This is a genomic window from Serratia sp. Je.1.23.a (genome assembly GCF_051129805.1).
Taxonomy (GTDB): Bacteria; Pseudomonadota; Gammaproteobacteria; order Enterobacterales; family Enterobacteriaceae; genus Serratia; species Serratia liquefaciens.
Genome location: NZ_JBCPSR010000003.1, coordinates 141826 through 161338 on the forward strand (window position 1 = coordinate 141826; position 19513 = coordinate 161338).

Annotated in this window: 13 protein-coding genes; 10 read left to right on the forward strand and 3 right to left on the reverse strand. The window is 52.3% G+C overall.

The window, feature by feature from the left end:
- Positions 1-9: 9 nt before the first annotated feature.
- Complete coding sequence (gene rcsD / locus AAZT04_RS12965) at positions 10-2712, forward strand: phosphotransferase RcsD (RefSeq protein WP_434680427.1); 2703 nt, start codon at positions 10-12, stop codon at positions 2710-2712.
- A complete protein-coding gene (gene rcsB, locus AAZT04_RS12970; RefSeq protein ID WP_004947156.1) occupies positions 2705-3355 on the forward strand; it encodes a response regulator transcription factor RcsB in 651 nt (216 codons plus the stop codon). Before rcsD ends, rcsB begins: the two co-directional genes overlap by 8 nt.
- A 50-nt stretch (positions 3356-3405) precedes the next feature.
- Here the strand turns inward: rcsB and rcsC are convergent, their stop codons facing one another.
- Positions 3406-6276 carry a two-component system sensor histidine kinase RcsC gene (gene rcsC, locus AAZT04_RS12975; RefSeq protein WP_434680430.1) on the reverse strand — a complete coding sequence of 957 codons (2871 nt, stop codon included), beginning with the start codon at positions 6274-6276 and terminating at the stop codon, positions 3406-3408.
- 164 nt (positions 6277-6440) lie between these two features.
- On the reverse strand, positions 6441-9092 hold the full coding sequence (gene gyrA, locus AAZT04_RS12980) for a DNA topoisomerase (ATP-hydrolyzing) subunit A (protein ID WP_046373071.1): 2652 nt from the start codon (positions 9090-9092) through the stop codon (positions 6441-6443).
- A 212-nt stretch (positions 9093-9304) separates the two neighbouring features.
- Between gyrA and ubiG the strand changes: the two genes are divergently transcribed.
- The gene (gene ubiG / locus AAZT04_RS12985; protein ID WP_115058429.1) at positions 9305-10030 is read left to right on the forward strand and encodes a bifunctional 2-polyprenyl-6-hydroxyphenol methylase/3-demethylubiquinol 3-O-methyltransferase UbiG; all 726 of its coding nucleotides are present in this window, start codon (positions 9305-9307) and stop codon (positions 10028-10030) included.
- Positions 10031-10090: 60 nt separating this feature from the next.
- Here ubiG and AAZT04_RS12990 read toward each other — a convergent pair whose 3' ends face one another.
- Positions 10091-10819 carry a FadR/GntR family transcriptional regulator gene (locus tag AAZT04_RS12990; protein ID WP_048759271.1) on the reverse strand — a complete coding sequence of 243 codons (729 nt, stop codon included), beginning with the start codon at positions 10817-10819 and terminating at the stop codon, positions 10091-10093.
- 287 nt (positions 10820-11106) lie between these two features.
- Here AAZT04_RS12990 and AAZT04_RS12995 point away from each other — a divergent pair, with 287 nt between their 5' ends.
- The 7 genes from AAZT04_RS12995 to nrdA all read left to right on the forward strand — a co-directional run bounded on the left by AAZT04_RS12995 (position 11107) and on the right by nrdA (position 19477).
- Complete coding sequence (locus AAZT04_RS12995) at positions 11107-11793, forward strand: RraA family protein (protein WP_262258718.1); 687 nt, start codon at positions 11107-11109, stop codon at positions 11791-11793.
- A 70-nt stretch (positions 11794-11863) separates the two neighbouring features.
- Complete coding sequence (locus AAZT04_RS13000; protein ID WP_434680433.1) at positions 11864-13168, forward strand: MFS transporter; 1305 nt, start codon at positions 11864-11866, stop codon at positions 13166-13168.
- A gap of 2 nt (positions 13169-13170) precedes the next feature.
- Positions 13171-14184 (forward strand): zinc-binding alcohol dehydrogenase family protein, encoded by a 1014-nt coding sequence (locus tag AAZT04_RS13005; RefSeq protein WP_020827809.1) that lies wholly within the window; start codon positions 13171-13173, stop codon positions 14182-14184.
- A gap of 25 nt (positions 14185-14209) precedes the next feature.
- Complete coding sequence (locus AAZT04_RS13010; RefSeq protein ID WP_020827810.1) at positions 14210-14971, forward strand: SDR family NAD(P)-dependent oxidoreductase; 762 nt, start codon at positions 14210-14212, stop codon at positions 14969-14971.
- Between the two features lie 73 nt (positions 14972-15044).
- Positions 15045-15371, forward strand: coding sequence for a UxaA family hydrolase (locus AAZT04_RS13015; protein ID WP_020827811.1), 327 nt, complete (start codon positions 15045-15047; stop codon positions 15369-15371).
- The gene (locus AAZT04_RS13020) at positions 15364-16593 is read left to right on the forward strand and encodes a UxaA family hydrolase (protein ID WP_129940900.1); all 1230 of its coding nucleotides are present in this window, start codon (positions 15364-15366) and stop codon (positions 16591-16593) included. Before AAZT04_RS13015 ends, AAZT04_RS13020 begins: the two co-directional genes overlap by 8 nt.
- A gap of 595 nt (positions 16594-17188) precedes the next feature.
- Positions 17189-19477 (forward strand): class 1a ribonucleoside-diphosphate reductase subunit alpha, encoded by a 2289-nt coding sequence (gene nrdA / locus AAZT04_RS13025; RefSeq protein ID WP_020827813.1) that lies wholly within the window; start codon positions 17189-17191, stop codon positions 19475-19477.
- Positions 19478-19513 lie beyond the last annotated feature (36 nt).

Consider the following 19513-nt stretch of genomic DNA (forward strand, 5'->3'; position numbering starts at 1 on the left):
CAGCCAACTATGCAAAACAAACAACTGACCATTAGCTCAAGCAATATTACCCGTTGCTTCCTGCTATTTGCCGTGCTGCTGACGATTGCCATTGGCCTGTACGGCTACAACTATACCAACGCCTGGCTGGCGGAGAAAAAATATGCGCTGAACAGCATCGCCAATGGGCTGCAAAAGCGCATCGACAACTATCGCTACGTCACCTATCAGATCTACGATAAATTCGGCAATGCGGCCTCCCTGAACGTCGATCCCAGCCTGCAAGAAACCCGACTGCGGCCAGACGTTTACTATCTGGAAAAACCTCACAAGAAAACCGACGCGGTGATTTTCGGCAGCCATGAAGAAAGCACATTGGCGATGATCGCCAATATTTCGGACTATCTGGATGCCCGCTGGGGTGCCAAGACCGAAAATTACGCCATGTATTACCTTAATGGTCAGGACAACAGCCTGAGTCTGATCACCACTCAGCCGTTAAAAGAGTTGGCCTCTCGCTTCAAGGAAAACTATCTGACGACGTCGGCGGAAGATCGTCGCGCCGAAATGCTGCAACAGGCAAATATGCTCGACGAGCGCGAAAGCTTCTCCGCCTTACGCAAGCAACGTTTCCAAAACGCCTATTCGTTTTCAATCCGTACGACCTTTAATCAACCGGGGCATCTGGCCACGGTGATCGCCTTCGATTTGCCGATTAACGATATCATCCCGATTAATATGGCGCGTGCCAACTTTATGCTGCTGCCCGATAACAGCAATCTGGACGATGGAACTCTGCCGATTGAAGGCACCACCAACGCCGGTATAACAATGAGCGGCAACTGGGTCGACTTCACGGCCTCCTTGCCCAACGCACCGCTAAAAGTGGTTTATCGGGTTTCCGCCATCAGCCTGGCGATCGACCTGCTGCGTAACAATATCTGGTTAATCGCCATCAATCTGTTGCTGTTGGCGCTGTCGCTGACAGGCATCTACTTTATTCGTCGACAATACATTCGCCCTAGCGAGAACATGGCGGTTGAACTGGAGGCCGAACGCGCGCTGAATCAAGAGATTATCGCCAGCCTGCCTTCCGGCCTGCTGGTGTACAACTTTGCCAGCAATACGGTGATCGCCAGCAATAAGATTGCCCAACATCTGCTGCCTCACCTGAGCCTACAAAAAATTGCCCATATGGCCGAACAGCACCACGGGGTGATTCAAGCGACGGTCAACAATGAGGTGTATGAAATTCGCATTTTCCGCAGCCAGCTCTCAGCGGAAACTTACCTGTTCCTATTAAACGATCAGGACAAGGAAGTCATGGTCAACAAGCGGTTGCAGCAGGCACAGCGCGAGTACGACAAAAATGTACAGGCACGCAAACTGATGCTGCACAATCTGGGGATCGAGCTCAACCAACCGGTGCGCCAAATGCACGATCTGGCCGATCGCCTGCGTACGCAACCGGATGAAGAACAACAGCAAGCGCTGCTAACAGAGTTGACCGCACAGTCGTCTTCGGTGCTGGGCTTGATTGAAAACATCACCCTGCTCACCCGGCTGGAAACTCAGGACTGGCAACCTTCGCGCCACCCGTTCAGCCCCTCGACCCTGATAGATGAATTGCTGCGCGAGGCCCTGCCTTCCATCAATCAAAAAGGACTGTCGCTGTTCAATCATTTCCAGCTTGATGTCGAGCAGCAATACATCGGTGACGCTAACGCGCTACGCAAGGTGATCTCGCTGCTGGTGCATTACGCGATTATCACTACCGCCTGCGGCAAGATTTCTCTGGTGGTTGATCATGAACCCGAGCACCCCGATCGCCTGGTGTTCCACATCAATGATACCGGCTCGGGTATTTCCAACGAGGAAATCAGTAACCTCAACTATCCGTTCCTCAGCCAGACGCTGGTGGATCGCTTTAATCATGGCTCCGGGCTGACCTTCTTCCTGTGCAACCAGCTGTGCAAGAAACTCAACGGCCAGTTGGATATCCGCAGCAAGGTCGATATCGGCACCCGCTACACCATTCGCGTGCCGATGGAAATGGAGAAAAAGGATACGGAAGCGCAGGAAAAACTGCTCGACGGCGTAACCGCCCTGTTGGACATCACGTCCGAAGAAGTGCGCGGCATTGTTACCCACTTGCTACACGCCTATGGCGCGAGCTGCATCATTGCCGATGAACGTCAGATTAACCGCGACTACGATGTTTTGCTGACCGACAATCCACACAGGGCTGACGATTATACCCTGCTGCTGACCAGCGATGAGGCCGGATGGCAACAGCTTGAGAAACGCTATATTCGAGTAAACTATAACCTGAGTGGCGCAATGATAGACGCCGTGTTGATGCTGATTGAGCAGCAAATGGCCGCCCTGGAACAGCCGGAAAGCCCGCTTTCGCTGACCGCCGACGACATCCAACTCTATGAAAAACAATTGAAATCAAGTGATTACTATGGCCTGTTTGTTGATACAGTACCCGACGATATCAAAAAACTGTATACTGAGGCGGGCAGCAGTGATTTCAATGCTCTGTCACAGACAGCACACCGCCTGAAAGGCGTGTTTGCCATGTTAAATCTGCTTCCCGGCAAGCAACTGTGTGAATCGTTAGAACAGCACATCGCAGACGGTGATGCGCTCAAGATCGAGAATAACATCAGTCAGATTGATTTTTTCGTCAGCAGACTGCTGGAGCAAGGTAGCCAACAACATGAATAACCTGAACGTAATTATTGCTGATGACCATCCTATCGTACTGTTTGGCATCCGGAAGTCACTTGAGCAAATTGAATGGGTGAATGTCGTTGGGGAGTTTGAAGACTCAACAGCACTGATCAACAACCTGTCCAAACTGGACGCCAATGTACTGATCACCGACCTTTCTATGCCAGGCGATAAATATGGCGACGGCATTACGCTGATCAAATACATCAAGCGCCATTATCCACAGTTGTCGATCATCGTTCTGACCATGAACAACAACCCGGCGATTCTGAGCGCCGTGCTAGATCTGGATATCGAAGGTATCGTGCTGAAACAGGGTGCGCCTACCGACCTGCCGAAAGCGCTGGCCGCATTGCAAAAAGGCAAGAAGTTCACGCCGGAAAGCGTCTCCAAACTGTTGGAGAGGATCAGCGCCAGTGGTTACGGTGACAAGCGCCTGTCGCCAAAAGAGAGCGAAGTACTGCGTCTGTTCGCCGAAGGTTTCCTGGTGACCGAGATCGCCAAGAAGCTCAACCGCAGCATCAAAACAATCAGTAGCCAGAAAAAATCGGCAATGATGAAGCTGGGTGTCGAGAACGATATTGCACTGCTCAACTACCTCTCTTCCGTCAGCATGGCACCGCTGGACAAAGAGTAAGCTTCCCGGTAGTTAACGAGGGCGCGGCATAATGCTGCGCCCTTTTGCTTTCAGGCGTTTTCCGATTCGGCACGCATGTTACGCACCTGCAGGCTGTAATACGCCAATGTTTGCTCCAGCGTTTCCAGCGTCACCGGTTTCGACAAGCAGTTATCCATCCCCGCCTCAATACAGCGCTGTTTCTCTTCCGCCAGGGCATTCGCCGTCACACCGATCACCGGAGAGGTAAAGTCCAACTCACGCAGACGCTGAGTCAGGTGATAACCATCCATGTTCGGCATATTGACGTCGGTCAGTACGATGTCGACGGTGTTACGACTGAGTACATCCAACGCGTCGACCCCATCATTGGCCGTCACCACCTGGTAGCCCAGCGAGCTAAGCTGATCGGACAGCAACCGACGGTTGATCGGATGGTCGTCCACCACCAGTAAATGAATATCACCGTTGTCGATCAGGCTGGCCTTGGCCGGCAACGGCAATTGTGCCAGGGTATTGCCGCTTTCAGCTTGAGTGCCAAACAGCCGGTTAAGCAGCACCAGGGTTTCACGCGGCGTAGAGGTGCTGTGCATCCAGTAGCCCGGGCGCGTTTCCTGCGACGGGCCGATGTGTTCAATGGAAAATTGGATCTGCGCCAGCAGCGGCGTGCTAATCATCAACGGGTGATCGCTGAGCATCACTTCGCCTTCGGCGGTGTCCTGCCCCTGATGGCGTAATACCGTCGCACCATAACCGCCCAGGATCTCCATCAGGTAACTTTCCAGCCGTTGGTTGCGAATATCCAGCCACAGCGTTTTGCCCTGCCAGGTATCGCTCGGCTGCGGGATCGGGAACTGGGCGCTAAACAGAGGAATACGGATGGTGAACAGGCTGCCTAATCCCGGTTCGGATTCAACGGCAATGTCGCCGTCCATCATGTTGATCAGCTTCTCGCAAATCGCCAGCCCCAGTCCGGTACCCTGGAAATGGCGCTGCACACCGCTGCCCACCTGGAAGAACGGGTCAAACAGGCGGGTAATTTCTTTCTCAGGAATACCGACGCCGGTGTCGCGAACGCTGAATTCCAGATAATTGCCACGGGTGCAGACCTGCAGGATGATGCAGCCGGTATCGGTGAACTTAATGGCATTGTTCAGCAAGTTGGACAACACCTGCTGCAATCGAACTGGATCGCCGGAAATGCGCTCAGGCACGTTTTGCTCGATAAAGCAGTACAGCCCCAACCGCTTCTTCACCACCAGCGGTAAATAGTTGCCGGCGATGTGGGTAATCACCTCCAGACAGGAGAACTCCCGCGGTTCAATCTTCAACTGCTCGGATTCAATTTTCGAGAAGTCCAGAATATCGCTGATGATCTTCAGCAGCAGCCCGGAAGAATTGTTCATCGCATTGACCAGTCGATCAACGCCCTGCGGCAACGCCTTGGTCTGCAGCAAATCGAGGTTGCCGATAATACCGTACAGCGGCGTACGTAATTCATGGCTAACGGTCGCCAGGAACATCGATTTCGATTGGCTGGCCTGTTCCGCGGCGGCGGCCATCTCTTGCAGCGATTCTTCCATTTTCACGCGGGCGCTGACATCCACCAGCACACAAATCGCCACATCCTCATTACGATAGCGAGAATGAACGAAGCTGATCTGCAGGTTATTATTATTACTGGTCATCACATCGACAAAATTCACCTGCTGTTCGCAGATGATACGTGTAATGCGGTCACGGTCTTCGTGGGTCAGTAAGTTGATGTAATTGTGCGCCAGTTCGTTACTCAGAATGTTGGTTCCGTCGCTGATGCGCAGAATACAGATGCCCACTGGCGCCGAGGCGACAATTTTGCGGTTAAACTGCTCATGTTCTTCCAGCCGGAAGGCGTTGTCCTCTGCCGGCAGGAACATTTTTCGCTCAAACAGCCAGGCCAGCGTAAACAGCACAATGGCGGACAACAAGTTCAGCAGCACCGCATTGAGAATCAACATCTTGAAGCGCTCAACCACCGTCTTTACCGGCACGGCATAAACGATGCTGAGCGAGGACGGCGGCAACGCCTTTTTCATTATCAGGTCGTGGTAATTATCGACATAACCAAAGTAGGCCTGATCGGGCGGATAGCTGTCGGGCGCTTGCGCATTGCGTTCACCATCCGCCAGTTGCAGTATCGGTTCGTTGTTTTCGTCCAGCAAGGTCACAGCAATGGGCAAGTTGCCGGTAGTCACGAAGTCTTCCAGACGTATAGTCTGCTCTATGCCCAGCAACGCCTCCAGCTTGGAACCAATATAGATTGGCGTCAGCACATACAAATAGCCGACATCCGGTCGCTGCTGGCTTGGGCTGATCCAGTACAGGTTATTGTCTTTATCCTGGTACTTAGCGTTGCGATATTTAAGGATGCGCTCATGCAGGGTTTTCAAGGCCTCTGCGCGGTTAGCCACGCCGCTGCTGCTGCCGAACTCTGCCATACACAGGCTATCGCCACCGATGAAAAATACCCGGTTGAGATCGTAAGCCGCGACGAAGTTCTCTTTCCAGTACTGGATCAGCCCGCTCAATGCATTGAGCGAGTTACGATAGGTGGTATTAAGTGAACAGTTAGACTCAGGATACAGCGGGAAAAACTCCGGCGAGCTGGTCTTGCCGGGAAAAATGCCGCTGAACATATCCATACTGCTGACCGAGCCATTGAGGCGGTTTTCTGCCATATATTTGATATCACGAATGATATCGGCCGAATGACGGATATAGCCCTGTGCCTGATCAAAATTGAGATTGTAGTCCTGGCGGATGTCAGACTCTTTCTGATGCAGGATATTCAGGATATAGAAAGTGGTGAGCAACGCCCCCAACGACCACAGCATTATCGCCAGCACCCGGAACAGATAGCGGGAAATCTTTAACGTGGTGCGAAAAGAGGCTAAATATTTCAATCGGATACCATACGAATGTGAGTGGCGACCAGCGCGTTCATAGCAGAGCCGGGAGCTTTAGCTTGAGTTCGCTAATTAAACCATATAACTGAAAAAGGGCCTAGCATCGCTGCCAGGCCCTGTATTCATCTGTGCGATAGGGGCGTTATGCCGCCCACTATGGCTTAGACGTTGTCATCTTCCGCGTCGTCTACCGCTTCAGAATCGTCGTCGCCTTCATCCAGCGGCGTAGCGTCTTCTTCTACGGCTTCTGCGCCGGCTTCCAGACTATCCAGCTCTTCGTCTTCTACCGGTTCGGCAACGCGCTGCAGGCCGACGACATTCTCGTCTTCCGCAGTACGGATCAGCGTAACACCCTGGGTATTACGGCCAACCACGCTGACTTCCGAAACGCGAGTACGCACCAGCGTACCGGCATCGGTGATCATCATGATCTGATCGGTGGTATCCACCTGTACCGCACCCACTACCTGACCATTACGCTCGCTCACCTTGATGGAGATAACCCCTTGGGTGGCACGTGACTTGGTCGGGTATTCGGTGACCGCAGTACGCTTACCGTAGCCGTTCTGGGTAACGGTCAGAATATCGCCTTCACCGCGAGGCACAATCAGGGAGATAACGCTGTCGCCTTCACCCAGGTTGATACCGCGCACGCCGGTAGCAGTACGGCCCATTGAACGCACCTGCGTTTCCGGGAAGCGAACCACTTTACCGTTGGCGGAGAACAGCATGACTTCGTTACTGCCGTCGGTCAGGTCAACACCAATCAGCTCGTCACCCTCATTGAGGTTAACGGCGATGATGCCGGCGCTGCGTGGGCGGCTAAAGTCGGTCAACGCGGTTTTCTTCACGGTGCCGCTGGCGGTTGCCATGAACACATGACGCCCTTCTTCATACTCGCGCACCGGCAGAATGGCGGTGATACGCTCATTGGCTTCCAGCGGCAGCAAGTTGACGATTGGACGACCACGCGCGCCACGGCTGGCTTCAGGCAGTTGATACACCTTCATCCAGTACAGGCGGCCACGGCTGGAGAAGCACAGGATCGTATCGTGGGTGTTAGCCACCAACAGACGATCGATAAAGTCTTCTTCTTTAATACGTGCAGCAGACTTGCCCTTACCGCCGCGGCGTTGCGCTTCATAGTCGCTCAATGGCTGATACTTCACATAGCCCTGGTGCGACAGCGTAACTACCACGTCTTCCTGGTTGATCAGGTCTTCGATATTGATATCTGAAGTATTGGCGGTGATCTCGGTACGACGGCCGTCGTTGTACTGCTCTTTAATTGCGACCAGCTCTTCGCGGATCACTTCCATCAGGCGGTCTGGGTTTTCCAGAATAAAGATCAGCTCGGCAATGGCAGTCAGCAGCTCTTTATACTCGTCCAGCAGCTTTTCATGCTCCAGGCCGGTCAGTTTCTGCAGGCGCAGATCCAAAATCGCCTGAGCTTGCTGCTCGGTCAGGTAATATTTGCCGTCACGGATACCGAACTCCGGCTCCAGCCACTCAGGGCGAGCCGCGTCATCACCCGCGCGTTCCAGCATGGCACCTACATTACCCAGATCCCACGCCTGAGCGACCAAACCGGCTTTCGCTTCCGCAGGGGTTGGCGCACGACGGATCAGTTCGATGATCGGATCGATGTTGGCCAGAGCGATAGCTAAGGCTTCCAGAATGTGGGCGCGATCGCGAGCTTTACGCAGTTCAAAGATGGTACGACGGGTGACCACTTCACGGCGGTGACGAACAAACGCCTGCAAAATGTCTTTCAGGTTCAGCAACTTCGGCTGGCCCTGGTGCAATGCCACCATGTTGATGCCGAAGGTGACCTGCAATTGCGTCAGTGAGTACAGGTTGTTCAGTACCACTTCGCCAACCGCATCGCGTTTGATCTCAACCACGATACGCATGCCGTCTTTGTCGGACTCGTCGCGCAGTGCGCTGATGCCTTCCACGCGCTTTTCTTTAACCAGCTCGGCGATCTTCTCGATCAGACGCGCCTTGTTCACCTGATACGGGATCTCGTGAACAATAATGGTTTCGCGCCCGGTCTTGGCATCGGCTTCCACTTCAGCGCGTGCGCGCAGATAGATTTTGCCGCGCCCGGTGCGGTAGGCCTCTTCGATACCGCGGCGACCGTTGATGATCGCCGCCGTCGGGAAGTCCGGCCCCGGGATGTGTTCCATCAGGCCTTCGATGCTGATGTTTTCATCATCGATATAGGCCAGACAGCCGTTGATAACCTCTGACAGGTTATGCGGCGGAATGTTGGTGGCCATACCCACGGCAATACCCGACGAGCCGTTAACCAGCAGGTTCGGGATCTTGGTTGGCATGACGGCTGGGATCTGCTCGGTGCCATCGTAGTTAGGCACGAAGTCGACGGTTTCTTTTTCCAGATCCGCCAGCAGTTCGTGAGCAATTTTTGACATGCGCACTTCGGTATAACGCATTGCCGCGGCGGAGTCGCCGTCGACGGAACCGAAGTTACCCTGACCGTCCACCAGCATATAGCGCAGTGAGAAAGGTTGAGCCATACGCACGATGGTGTCGTAAACCGCGCTGTCACCGTGTGGGTGATATTTACCGATGACGTCCCCGACGACACGGGCCGATTTCTTGTATGGTTTATTCCAGTCGTTACCCAGTACGTTCATCGCGTACAAAACGCGGCGGTGTACCGGCTTCAGTCCATCACGAACATCTGGCAGCGCACGTCCGACAATTACGGACATCGCGTAGTCCAGATACGAGTTTTTCAACTCGTCTTCGATGTTTACCGGTGTGATTTCTCTGGCAAGGTCGCTCATGGAGCTGCTATCCCTCTACTAATGATTCATCTGCCCGCTGCCATAGTGGCAAAGGTGTAAAACTATATCACAAAGCACGCTTTACGGGAAAATAACCGCCGCCGATTCACTGAAATTGTGCATATATGTGCGCTAAAAATGCATCGGCGCAGACGGCGCTGCGCCGGAACATGTATAATCCGCGCAACGAGAACCAGGAGCAAAATACGCCCATGAATGCAGAATCATCCAGCCAAGCGCAAAACGTAGACCATCAGGAAATCGCCAAGTTCGAGGCCGTGGCCTCTCGCTGGTGGGATTTGGAAGGTGAGTTCAAACCGCTGCACCGTATCAACCCGCTGCGTCTGAATTATATCCTGCAACGTTCAGGCGGCATTTTTGATAAAACCGTCCTCGACGTGGGCTGCGGTGGCGGCATTCTGGCGGAAAGCATGGCGCGTGAAGGTGCCAAAGTGACCGGTTTGGACATGGGCGCCGAGCCATTGCAAGTGGCTCGATTACACGCGCTGGAAACCGGCATGAATGTGAATTACGTGCAGGAAACGGTAGAGAGCCACGCCCAGGCCAACCCACAAAAATACGACGTCGTGACCTGCATGGAAATGCTGGAGCACGTTCCCGATCCGGCTTCGGTGGTGCGCGCCTGCGCTCACCTGGTCAAACCGGGTGGTCATGTGTTCTTCTCCACCATCAACCGCAACACCAAGGCCTGGTTGATGGCGGTCATAGGTGCGGAATATATTCTGAAGATGGTCCCGCAGGGTACCCACGACCATAAGAAATTCATCCGCCCTTCTGAACTGATCGGCTGGATCGACCACACGCCGCTGCGCGAAAAACACATGATTGGCCTGCATTACAACCCGATCACCGACCACTTCAAGCTGGGCGGCAACGTTGATGTGAACTACATGGTACATACTCAACACGAAGGCTGATGCCACTCTCAAATGCGGTGAGTATTTAAGCGCTCGCCGCACAAAAATAAATGCCCTTCTTCAGGCCCCGTCATTGGCCTTCTCACCCTTTTCAATCAAAGAGTTGACCGCCGTATTAAAATGGTTCGTCATCGCTTTCATCGCTCCTTCCGCGTCCTTGGCGCAAACGCAATCGCAAATATCCTGATGCAAAGAGACAATCTGTTTTCTTTCGGCGTCGGTTCCACTTTGCGCTTCGAGACCGGCATGGATAGAACGTCTGAGTTGTTCATGCAGGGATTGCAATAAAATACCGGACAGAGGGTTGCGAGATGCCCTGGCAATAATGAGATGGAAGTTAATGTCATGCTGAATGAATTTGTCTGTATCGAAGATACAATCCTCAATCTGCTTCATCTCATCCTGTAACTGGCGAAAATCCTCTTCATTGCCGTTGGTCGCCGCCATGCCAGCACTGCCGATTTCAAGCCACTGGCGCACGCTAAGTATTTGGGAGACGGACACCTGATTTGAAGCTATAGCAAAGCCAAAAATAAGCTCAAGCACGCTGCTGTCGAACGCTTTCACCCGCGGGACTTTACCGCTTTTTATCTCCAGAATACCCAGAGCGGATAGCGAACGGTATGCCTCACGGATCACCCCACGACTGACACCCAGCTCCTCAATTAATTTTACTTCGCTTGGAACCGCCATCCCCGGCGTCAGCTGTTGCTGGCTTATCATATCCAGCACGTAATGCTTGATTTGCGAGGACAATGTGTGGCTCTGAATCGGCATCTTTGTATCCATTTTAAACGACTCCAAAATTTACAACTTCAAATGAACTAGATGAAAGCAAAGCAGAAAACATCACGATATTTTCTTCTCTCAGACCACCACCACAATTCAACACCATCAACGGCCCCTTCCGGGCGGTTCTCGCCGCCATTTTACTAAAAATGTGAGCTTAATATCATATATAAAATCATCCCTATCAACCTGTTTGACAGGTTGATAGGTTGCGCGTAATTTTTCCTGTGCAAACACCCGAGCCTGCTCTTAAGGCCAAATAGAAATTGTCTTTTCAGGAGAAAAAAATGTGGTCGAATGATAAAGAGCTGTTCCAACTGATGCGCACCAAGCTGTTCCCCGCCGTTGTGGGTGATATTCTTGATACTATGGGATTTTTACATCAGTTTTTTGCCCCCTCCATTAAACCGCTTCAGATGAATATGGTGGTTGCCGGCAGAGCGATGCCGGTGCTCGAAGCCGATGTCTACGAGCTCAAATCCAGCTCTGGGCATAACGAAATCACCCAACAGCCTTTTGGGTTAATGTTTGAAGCACTGGATTCGTTGAAAGAAGACGAGGTGTACATCGCCACAGGAAGTTCTCTGCGTTACGCGCTTTGGGGCGGCCTGATGTCAACCCGGGCTCGTCATCTGAAAGCGGCTGGCGCCGTGCTGGATGGTTATGTACGCGATAGCAATGAAATCCTGGAATTAAATTTCCCCACGTTCTCACACGGCACTTATGCACAAGATCAAGGCCCCAGAGGAAAGGTGATCGATTATCGCGTTCCTATTGAATTTAACGGAATAAGGGTAAACCCAGGCGATATCGTCTATGGCGACCGCGATGGCATCTTAATCATCCCGCAAGAAGTTGAACGTGACGCCATTAGTTTGGCATTAGAAAAAGTCTCCACAGAGAATCGCGTCAGGACGGCCATCAGCAATGGCATGAGCACGGTAGAGGCATTCGAAACCTTTGGCGTAATGTAATTTCACTAAGCCCATAATATTGATTGGCAAGGTGGGTTTATATTTAGTCATACAATATGAGTATGCAATCATGAAACAGAGAAATAAAATAATAACACTCTTGTTTATAGCTAGCATTATTAACTACCTGGATCGGGCTGCATTTTCTGTTGCCATGCCCTATATAAAAGATTATCTACAACTCTCTCCTGCTGAAATTGGTGTAATGCTGAGCAGCTTCTTCTTCGGCTATGCCTTATTTAACTTCGTCGGGGGGTACCTGTCTGACATTTACGGCCCGCGCAAAGTGATGGCCATTGCCATGCTTACCTGGTCGTTATTCTGTGGTCTGACAGGGGTCGCTTTCAGCTACATCATCCTATTTATTATTAGAGTCATTTTTGGGATGAGCGAAGGCCCGGTCAGCACCAACATCAATAAGGTCATCACCCACTGGATCCCGATTCACCAGCGTGCACGCGCCATTGGTATTGCCAATGCAGGCAACCCACTCGGAGGGGCTATCGCGGGCCCCATCGTTGGATTCCTGATCATTATGTGGAACTGGCGAGTGGCATTTATCATCCTCATGTCACTTGGCTTTGTGTGGACCTTCTTCTGGCTGAAAAACTTTACTGACCACCCTAAAGATCACCCGAAGACCCAGCCTATTGAAATTGAAGAGTTTGAAACGGCTCTGCACAATGCGCCGGTAAACCATGATACCCAGACCAAGCTGCCGTTTCGCTTTTATCTGACACAGCCACTGGTTTTGGCGACCGGCATGGCGTTCTTTGCTATCAACTATATTCTTTATTTCTTCCTGACCTGGTTTCCCAGCTACCTCTCAATGGCAAAAGGGCTGAACATTGCTGAAATGAGCATTGCCTCCTCGATCCCATGGTTACTTGGCAGTGTGGGCATGGTCATGGGAGGCGCTGTCTCCGATTATATTTACAAGAAAAGCGGAAGATTACTTTTTTCCAGGAAGCTGCTTATTGTTGTCGGGCTAATTGCCTCGTCTATATGCATCTGTATTGCCGGGATCGTAGACTCCGTGACCTTTGCCGTCATTATGATGTCATTCGGCATATTCTTTATGTATCTGGCAGCATCATCGCCCTGGTCTATTATTTCCGACAGTATTTCCGCAGATAAAGTGGGTGGCGTGGGCGGCTTTGTTCACCTGCTGGCGAATACTTCAGGCATGATCGCCCCTATTCTGACCGGTTTTATCGTTCAATACAGCGGTGGCAGTTTTATTTCAGCCTTCGTATTAGCCGGCATTGTAGGTATTTTCGGCGCATTAAGCGTAGCGTTATTTGTCAAACCCATTAATTCAAATAAAAAAGAACAACCTCTCACGGACACCTTAACAAACCTGAGGAAACAATAATAATGAAAGCATTAACCATTGATAAAAATTCCCATACCGAGTTCGTCGACATCCCTGAGGCCGTATGCGGTGATAATGATGTTCTTATTGATGTCCAGCGCGTCGGCCTCTGCGGCTCCGATTTAAATACCTACCGTGGGTTTAACCCCCTGGTTGTATACCCTTGCATCCCCGGTCATGAAATTAGCGGCGAAGTTATCCGCACAGGGTGCAATGTCACGACGGCCAAACCGGGCGATCGTGTGGTGGTCTTGCCTTGTACAGAATGCGGGGTTTGCAGCAGTTGCCTTGCTGGCAGGCCGAACGCTTGTAAGCACAATCAAACGCTCGGCGTCCAGCGTCAGGGGGGTATGGCGCAAAGGCTGGTTATCCCAGCGAATAAAATTCTTGTTTGCAATGCCCTGAGCTTTGATGAACTGGCTCTGGTTGAACCTCTGGCCGTTGGGCTGCACGCCGCCCGTCGTGGTGCCATTCAGGTTGGAGAATGGGTGGCCGTGATAGGTTGCGGTGTCATTGGTCTGGGGGCCATAGCCGCTGCAGCAGCAATGGGAGCACGGGTGATCGCCATAGACATAGACGATCGCAAACAGGCCGTGGCTCTGGCCTGCGGCGCTTGCTCATTCCTCAATGGGACAAAGGTCGACCTCGCCGACGAGCTGGGCAGGATCGACGAAGGCCGTGGCCCGGCACTGGTCATTGAGGCCGCCGGGCAAACCTCTTCAATAGAGCAATCTCTCGAACTGGTCGCCTTTTCTGGCCGCATCGTTTACGTCGGCTACGCAAAAAAACCGGTTAACTACAACAGCGCGCTTTTTTTGCTGAAAGAGGTGGATATCCGCGGCTCACGAAACGCCACGGTGGCAGATTTTCGCGCCGTTCTGGCCTTGATGGAACAACAGCGCTATCCCCTGCATTCAATTATCACCACTCATTACCCGCTCGACCAGGCAGGTGAAGCCTTTATGGCGTGGGCAGCCGATCCTGGTGCCGTGACCAAAATACTTATCGCCTTTTAACCGCAATTAATCAGAGATTATAACTATGTTAAAAAATGCATTTTCACTCGAAGGTAAAACGGCATTAATTACTGGCGCGGCCAGCGGCTTGGGTTACGCAATGGCTGAATGCATGGTGGCCAGTGGCGCAAAAGTCATCATAGCCGACCTCAATGGCCCACTCGCTCAGCAGGCTGCTGAAAACCTCGGTCCTATGGCAACCTACAGTCAATTTAACGTCAGTGAAACCACCAAAACCCAGGCATGGGTGAACGGTTTGCTCGACCAGGTTGGGCAGATCGACATCCTGGTCAACAACGCGGGCAACCATTGCAAAAAGCCCATCGAGGAGATGAGCGTTGAGGATTTTGAATCCGTTCTTGATGTTCACGTTGTCGCAGCGTTTGCCTTGACCAAAGCGTTAGTCCCGCACATGAAGCAGCATGGCAATGCCAGCGTTCTGTTTACCGCCTCCATGACGTCATTTCTCGGACAGCCCTATGTCGCCGGCTATGCGGCGGCGAAATCGGCCTACCTAGGGCTTATCCGCGCGCTGACCACCGAACTGGCTGGGGCAGGCATACGCGTCAACGGCATTGCCCCGGGCTGGATCGACACACCCATGCTGCGGAAGGCCATTGAAGGAGATGATGAGCGCCGAAATAAAATTCTCGGACGAACCCCGATGAAGAAATTCGGCAAGCCAGAAGACATTGGCTGGGCCGCTACTTATTTGGCTTCAGAGGCAGCCGCCTTTATCAGCGGTCAGGTTCTGGTGGTTGATGGTGGCGCTCTGATTGGTTTCTGATTGATTAGCCAGTGCTATTGCTTGGTGATAGCACTGAATATCCAGTCTAAATAATAAGATCAGGAGGGCTATTATGGAGCAAGTCGCATACAAGATTAATGACGTTGATAATGTCGCTACGGCGCTAACACCCATACAAACGGGCAAAGTCTCGGTTCGCGGCTGTGGGAATGACACCGTCATCGCCAATGAGAATATCAATATCGGCCATAAAATAGCGTTATGCCCCATTTCCATGGGCGACCCCATCATTAAATACGGCATCAACATAGGCAGTGCGACCCAAGCGATAAAAACCGGCGATTGGGTTCACCTGCACGTTATGCATAGCAACTATGACGAACGCTCATCCCATCTGGATCTGGTGACCGGTGCCCCTAAGGATGTCAAATATGAATAAGTTAGAAAGCCTGAAATCGGTGACGTGGTCAGGTTACCAGCGCCAGAACGGCACCAAGGGGATCCGCAATAAAATATTGGTTATTTACACCGTGGAATGCGCCCATTTTGTGGCCGATAAGATAACCGAAAAAGTGAATGACGCCGAAGTTGAAGCGGTTGGGTTTTCCGGTTGTACCGACAATGAGTACGCCGTAAGAATGCTGATCTCATTAATTCGCCATCCTAATGTCGGTGGTGTCCTTGCCGTAGGGTTAGGGTGTGAGTACATCCAGCCAGAGTGGCTTAGCAATATCGCAAAAGAAGAAGGAAAGCCGACGGCCTGGTTCTATATTCAGCAAACCGGCGGCACAAAAGGCAGCGTGGAGTTAGGCGTTGAGCATGTCAGGAGAATGCAGACAGAATTAACGCGCACCAGCCGAGTGCCTATGGGCTTTGCAGACTTGATTATCGGCAGTGAGTGTGGGGGCAGCGACTATACCAGCGGGCTGGCGGGCAATGTGGCGGTGGGCAACTTTTTTGATTGGTTGGTCGATGCGGGCGGTACGGCAATTTTTGAAGAGATCGTGGAAGCCATAGGCTTGATTGATATTTTGTCCCAGCGCGCGGCATCCGAAAGCGCTAAGGATGAAATCGTTGCCACCTACAATAAGGCGCTCGATTACTGCAAATCGGTGAGGCAATACTCGGTCAGTCCAGGAAACTTTGCCGGTGGACTATCCACAATCGAAGAAAAAAGCATGGGCGCCGTAATAAAGAGCGGCTCTCGCCCCATTCAAGGCGTGCTCAAAGTCAGCGGTTGTCCCCAGCGAAAAGGCCTATGGTTACTTGATAGCACGCCAGATCCTCACTGGATGCAATTTGGCATCACTAACCCTAATGATAATGAAGGGCTGATGGATCTTATCTCCTGCGGTAGCCATATTATCTTTTTTGTCACCGGTCGCGGCAGCGTAGTGGGCTCCGTGGTTGCCCCCGTGATAAAAATCACCGGCAACAGCCAAACGTTTGAAAACATGATTGATGATATGGATGTGGATGCCGGCCGGCTGCTAAGCGGGGCCATATCGCAACAACAGCTTTCTCTGGAAATCGCTCAATTGATGGTGGCGATTGCAGCCGGGCAAAAAAGCAAAAGTGAGGAACAGGGCCATAAAGAATATTTTATTCCTTATAAATATCAAAGCAAAGAGGTGCTGATCCCCACGCGATGCGAAAGCTAGCCGTATCAACCGCCATCAGTCGATACCTAAAAATGATCAATTTACGGGAGTGAGGCGACATGAAAGCTCCCGTAAACCTCTTGTGGCGCAAACGCTCTATTGCGAAAGCAACGGCTGGAACCCGCGATCTCTGGTCTGATATCGCACGGACGAGAAACCGTGGTTAATGGCAGCCCTCATTTTGGGGTAAAGTAGCTACGTGGAATCACACAGGCAGACATTGGACAAAAGATTGCGCCAGCCCAGTGTTCTTCTTGTTTATGAATTTTTAGAACTTTGATGGCTAACAATATGCCGTTTTTTTCTAACGTTTAATAAAGCGGCAAACGATCACGTTTTTCTGATTATAGGGAAAATCTTATCCCGCTTATTGACAAGCTTGTCGCACCAGTCACAGCGCGCACTGCGAAAGACAAGTCACATTTCACCCCCAAGTTATCCACAAATTAGGCCACTTTTGTTCACTTGCAAACGCCCTGTTTTCTCACTATCTTGTTACCTCACCGACATACACCCCCTATATATAGTGTTTACATACTGAGCAGAGCTACTACACTTCTGCTTAGGGGCACCATACGGACAGGTAAAACACCACATGAACCAAAGTCTGCTTGTTACTAAACGCGATGGGCGTAAAGAGCGCATCAACCTCGACAAAATCCACCGTGTCATCGACTGGGCCGCGGAAGGGTTAAACAACGTCTCCGTTTCTCAAGTAGAGTTGCGTTCCCATATTCAGTTTTATGACGGCATCAAAACCGCTGATATTCATGAAACCATTATCAAAGCAGCAGCCGATCTGATCTCGCGCGACGCGCCGGATTACCAGTATCTGGCCGCGCGCCTGGCCATCTTCCATCTGCGTAAAAAAGCTTACGGTCAGTTCGAGCCGCCAAAGCTGCTCGCTCACGTGACGCGCATGGTAGAAATGGGCAAGTACGATAAGCATCTGCTGGAAGACTACAGCACTGAAGAGTTCGAGCAGATGGACTCCTTTATCGATCACTGGCGTGATATGAACTTCTCCTACGCGGCCGTTAAGCAGCTGGAAGGGAAGTATCTGGTGCAGAACCGCGTCAGCGGCGAGATCTACGAGAGCGCGCAGTTCTTGTATATCCTGGTGGCCGCGTGCCTGTTCTCCAACTACCCGCGTGAGACCCGTCTGGACTACATTAAACGTTTCTACGACGCGATCTCCACCTTCAAAATCTCACTGCCTACGCCAATCATGTCCGGCGTGCGCACCCCTACCCGCCAGTTCAGCTCTTGCGTGCTGATCGAGTGCGGCGACAGCCTGGATTCCATCAACGCCACTTCCAGCGCCATTGTGAAATACGTTTCGCAACGCGCCGGCATCGGTATCAACGCCGGTCGTATCCGTGCGCTGGGCAGCCCGATCCGTGGTGGTGAAGCCTTCCATACTGGCTGTATCCCGTTCTACAAACACTTCCAGACCGCGGTGAAGTCCTGTTCTCAGGGCGGCGTACGTGGTGGTGCAGCGACGCTGTTCTACCCGATGTGGCATCTGGAAGTTGAAAGCCTGCTGGTGCTGAAAAACAACCGTGGTGTTGAAGGCAACCGCGTTCGTCACATGGACTACGGCGTACAGTTGAACCGCCTGATGTACCAGCGCCTGATCAAGGGCCAGGACATCACCCTGTTCAGTCCTTCTGACGTCCCGGGCCTGTATGACGCATTCTTCGCCGACCAGGACGAGTTCGAACGTCTGTATACCAAGTACGAGCAAGACGACAGCATTCGCCAGAAACGCGTGAAAGCGGTCGAACTGTTCTCGCTGATGATGCAGGAACGCGCCTCTACCGGCCGTATCTACATCCAGAACGTTGACCACTGCAACACCCATAGCCCGTTTGATCCGCAGATCGCGCCGGTGCGCCAGTCTAACCTGTGCCTGGAAATTGCCCTGCCGACCAAACCGCTGGACGACGTCAACGACGAAAACGGCGAAATCGCCCTGTGTACGCTGTCCGCCTTTAACCTGGGCGCCATCGAAAGCCTGGACGATTTGGAAGAGCTGGCTACCCTGGCAGTGCGCGCATTGGACGCCCTGCTGGATTACCAGGACTACCCAATCAAAGCCGCACACCGTGGCGCCATGGGTCGTCGCACCTTGGGTATCGGCGTGATTAACTACGCTTACTATCTGGCGAAAAACGGCGTGCGTTATTCCGATGGCAGTGCCAACAACCTGACTCACAAGACATTCGAAGCTATCCAGTATTACCTGCTGAAGGCCTCGAACCGTCTGGCTCAGGAACAAGGGGCTTGCCCTTGGTTCAATGAAACCACCTATTCGCAGGGGATCCTGCCGATCGACACCTACAAGAAAGATCTGGATGTCATCTGCCAGGAGCCGCTGCACTACGACTGGGAAACCCTGCGTAAAGAGATCAAGGAAACCGGTCTGCGCAACTCGACCCTGTCGGCGCTGATGCCTTCGGAAACCTCTTCGCAGATTTCCAACGCCACCAACGGCATTGAGCCGCCACGTGGTCACATCAGCATCAAAGCGTCGAAAGACGGCATCCTGCGCCAGGTGGTGCCGGAGTACGAACGTCTGAAAAACGACTACGAGCTGCTGTGGGAAATGCCGAACAACGACGGCTACCTGCAACTGGTCGGTCTGATGCAGAAGTTTATCGACCAGTCGATCTCTGCCAACACCAACTATGACCCAACCCGTTTCCCGGGCGGCAAGGTGCCAATGAAGCAGCTGTTGAAAGACCTGCTCACTACCTACAAGTTTGGTGTCAAGACGCTGTACTACCAGAACACCCGCGACGGCGCGGAAGACGTCCAGGAAGATTTGTTGCCGGCCAAGGGCGGCGATGATGACTGCGAAAGCGGCGCCTGCAAGATCTAAAGTTTGAAACAGCGGGCCGGAACTCTTCCGGCCCCT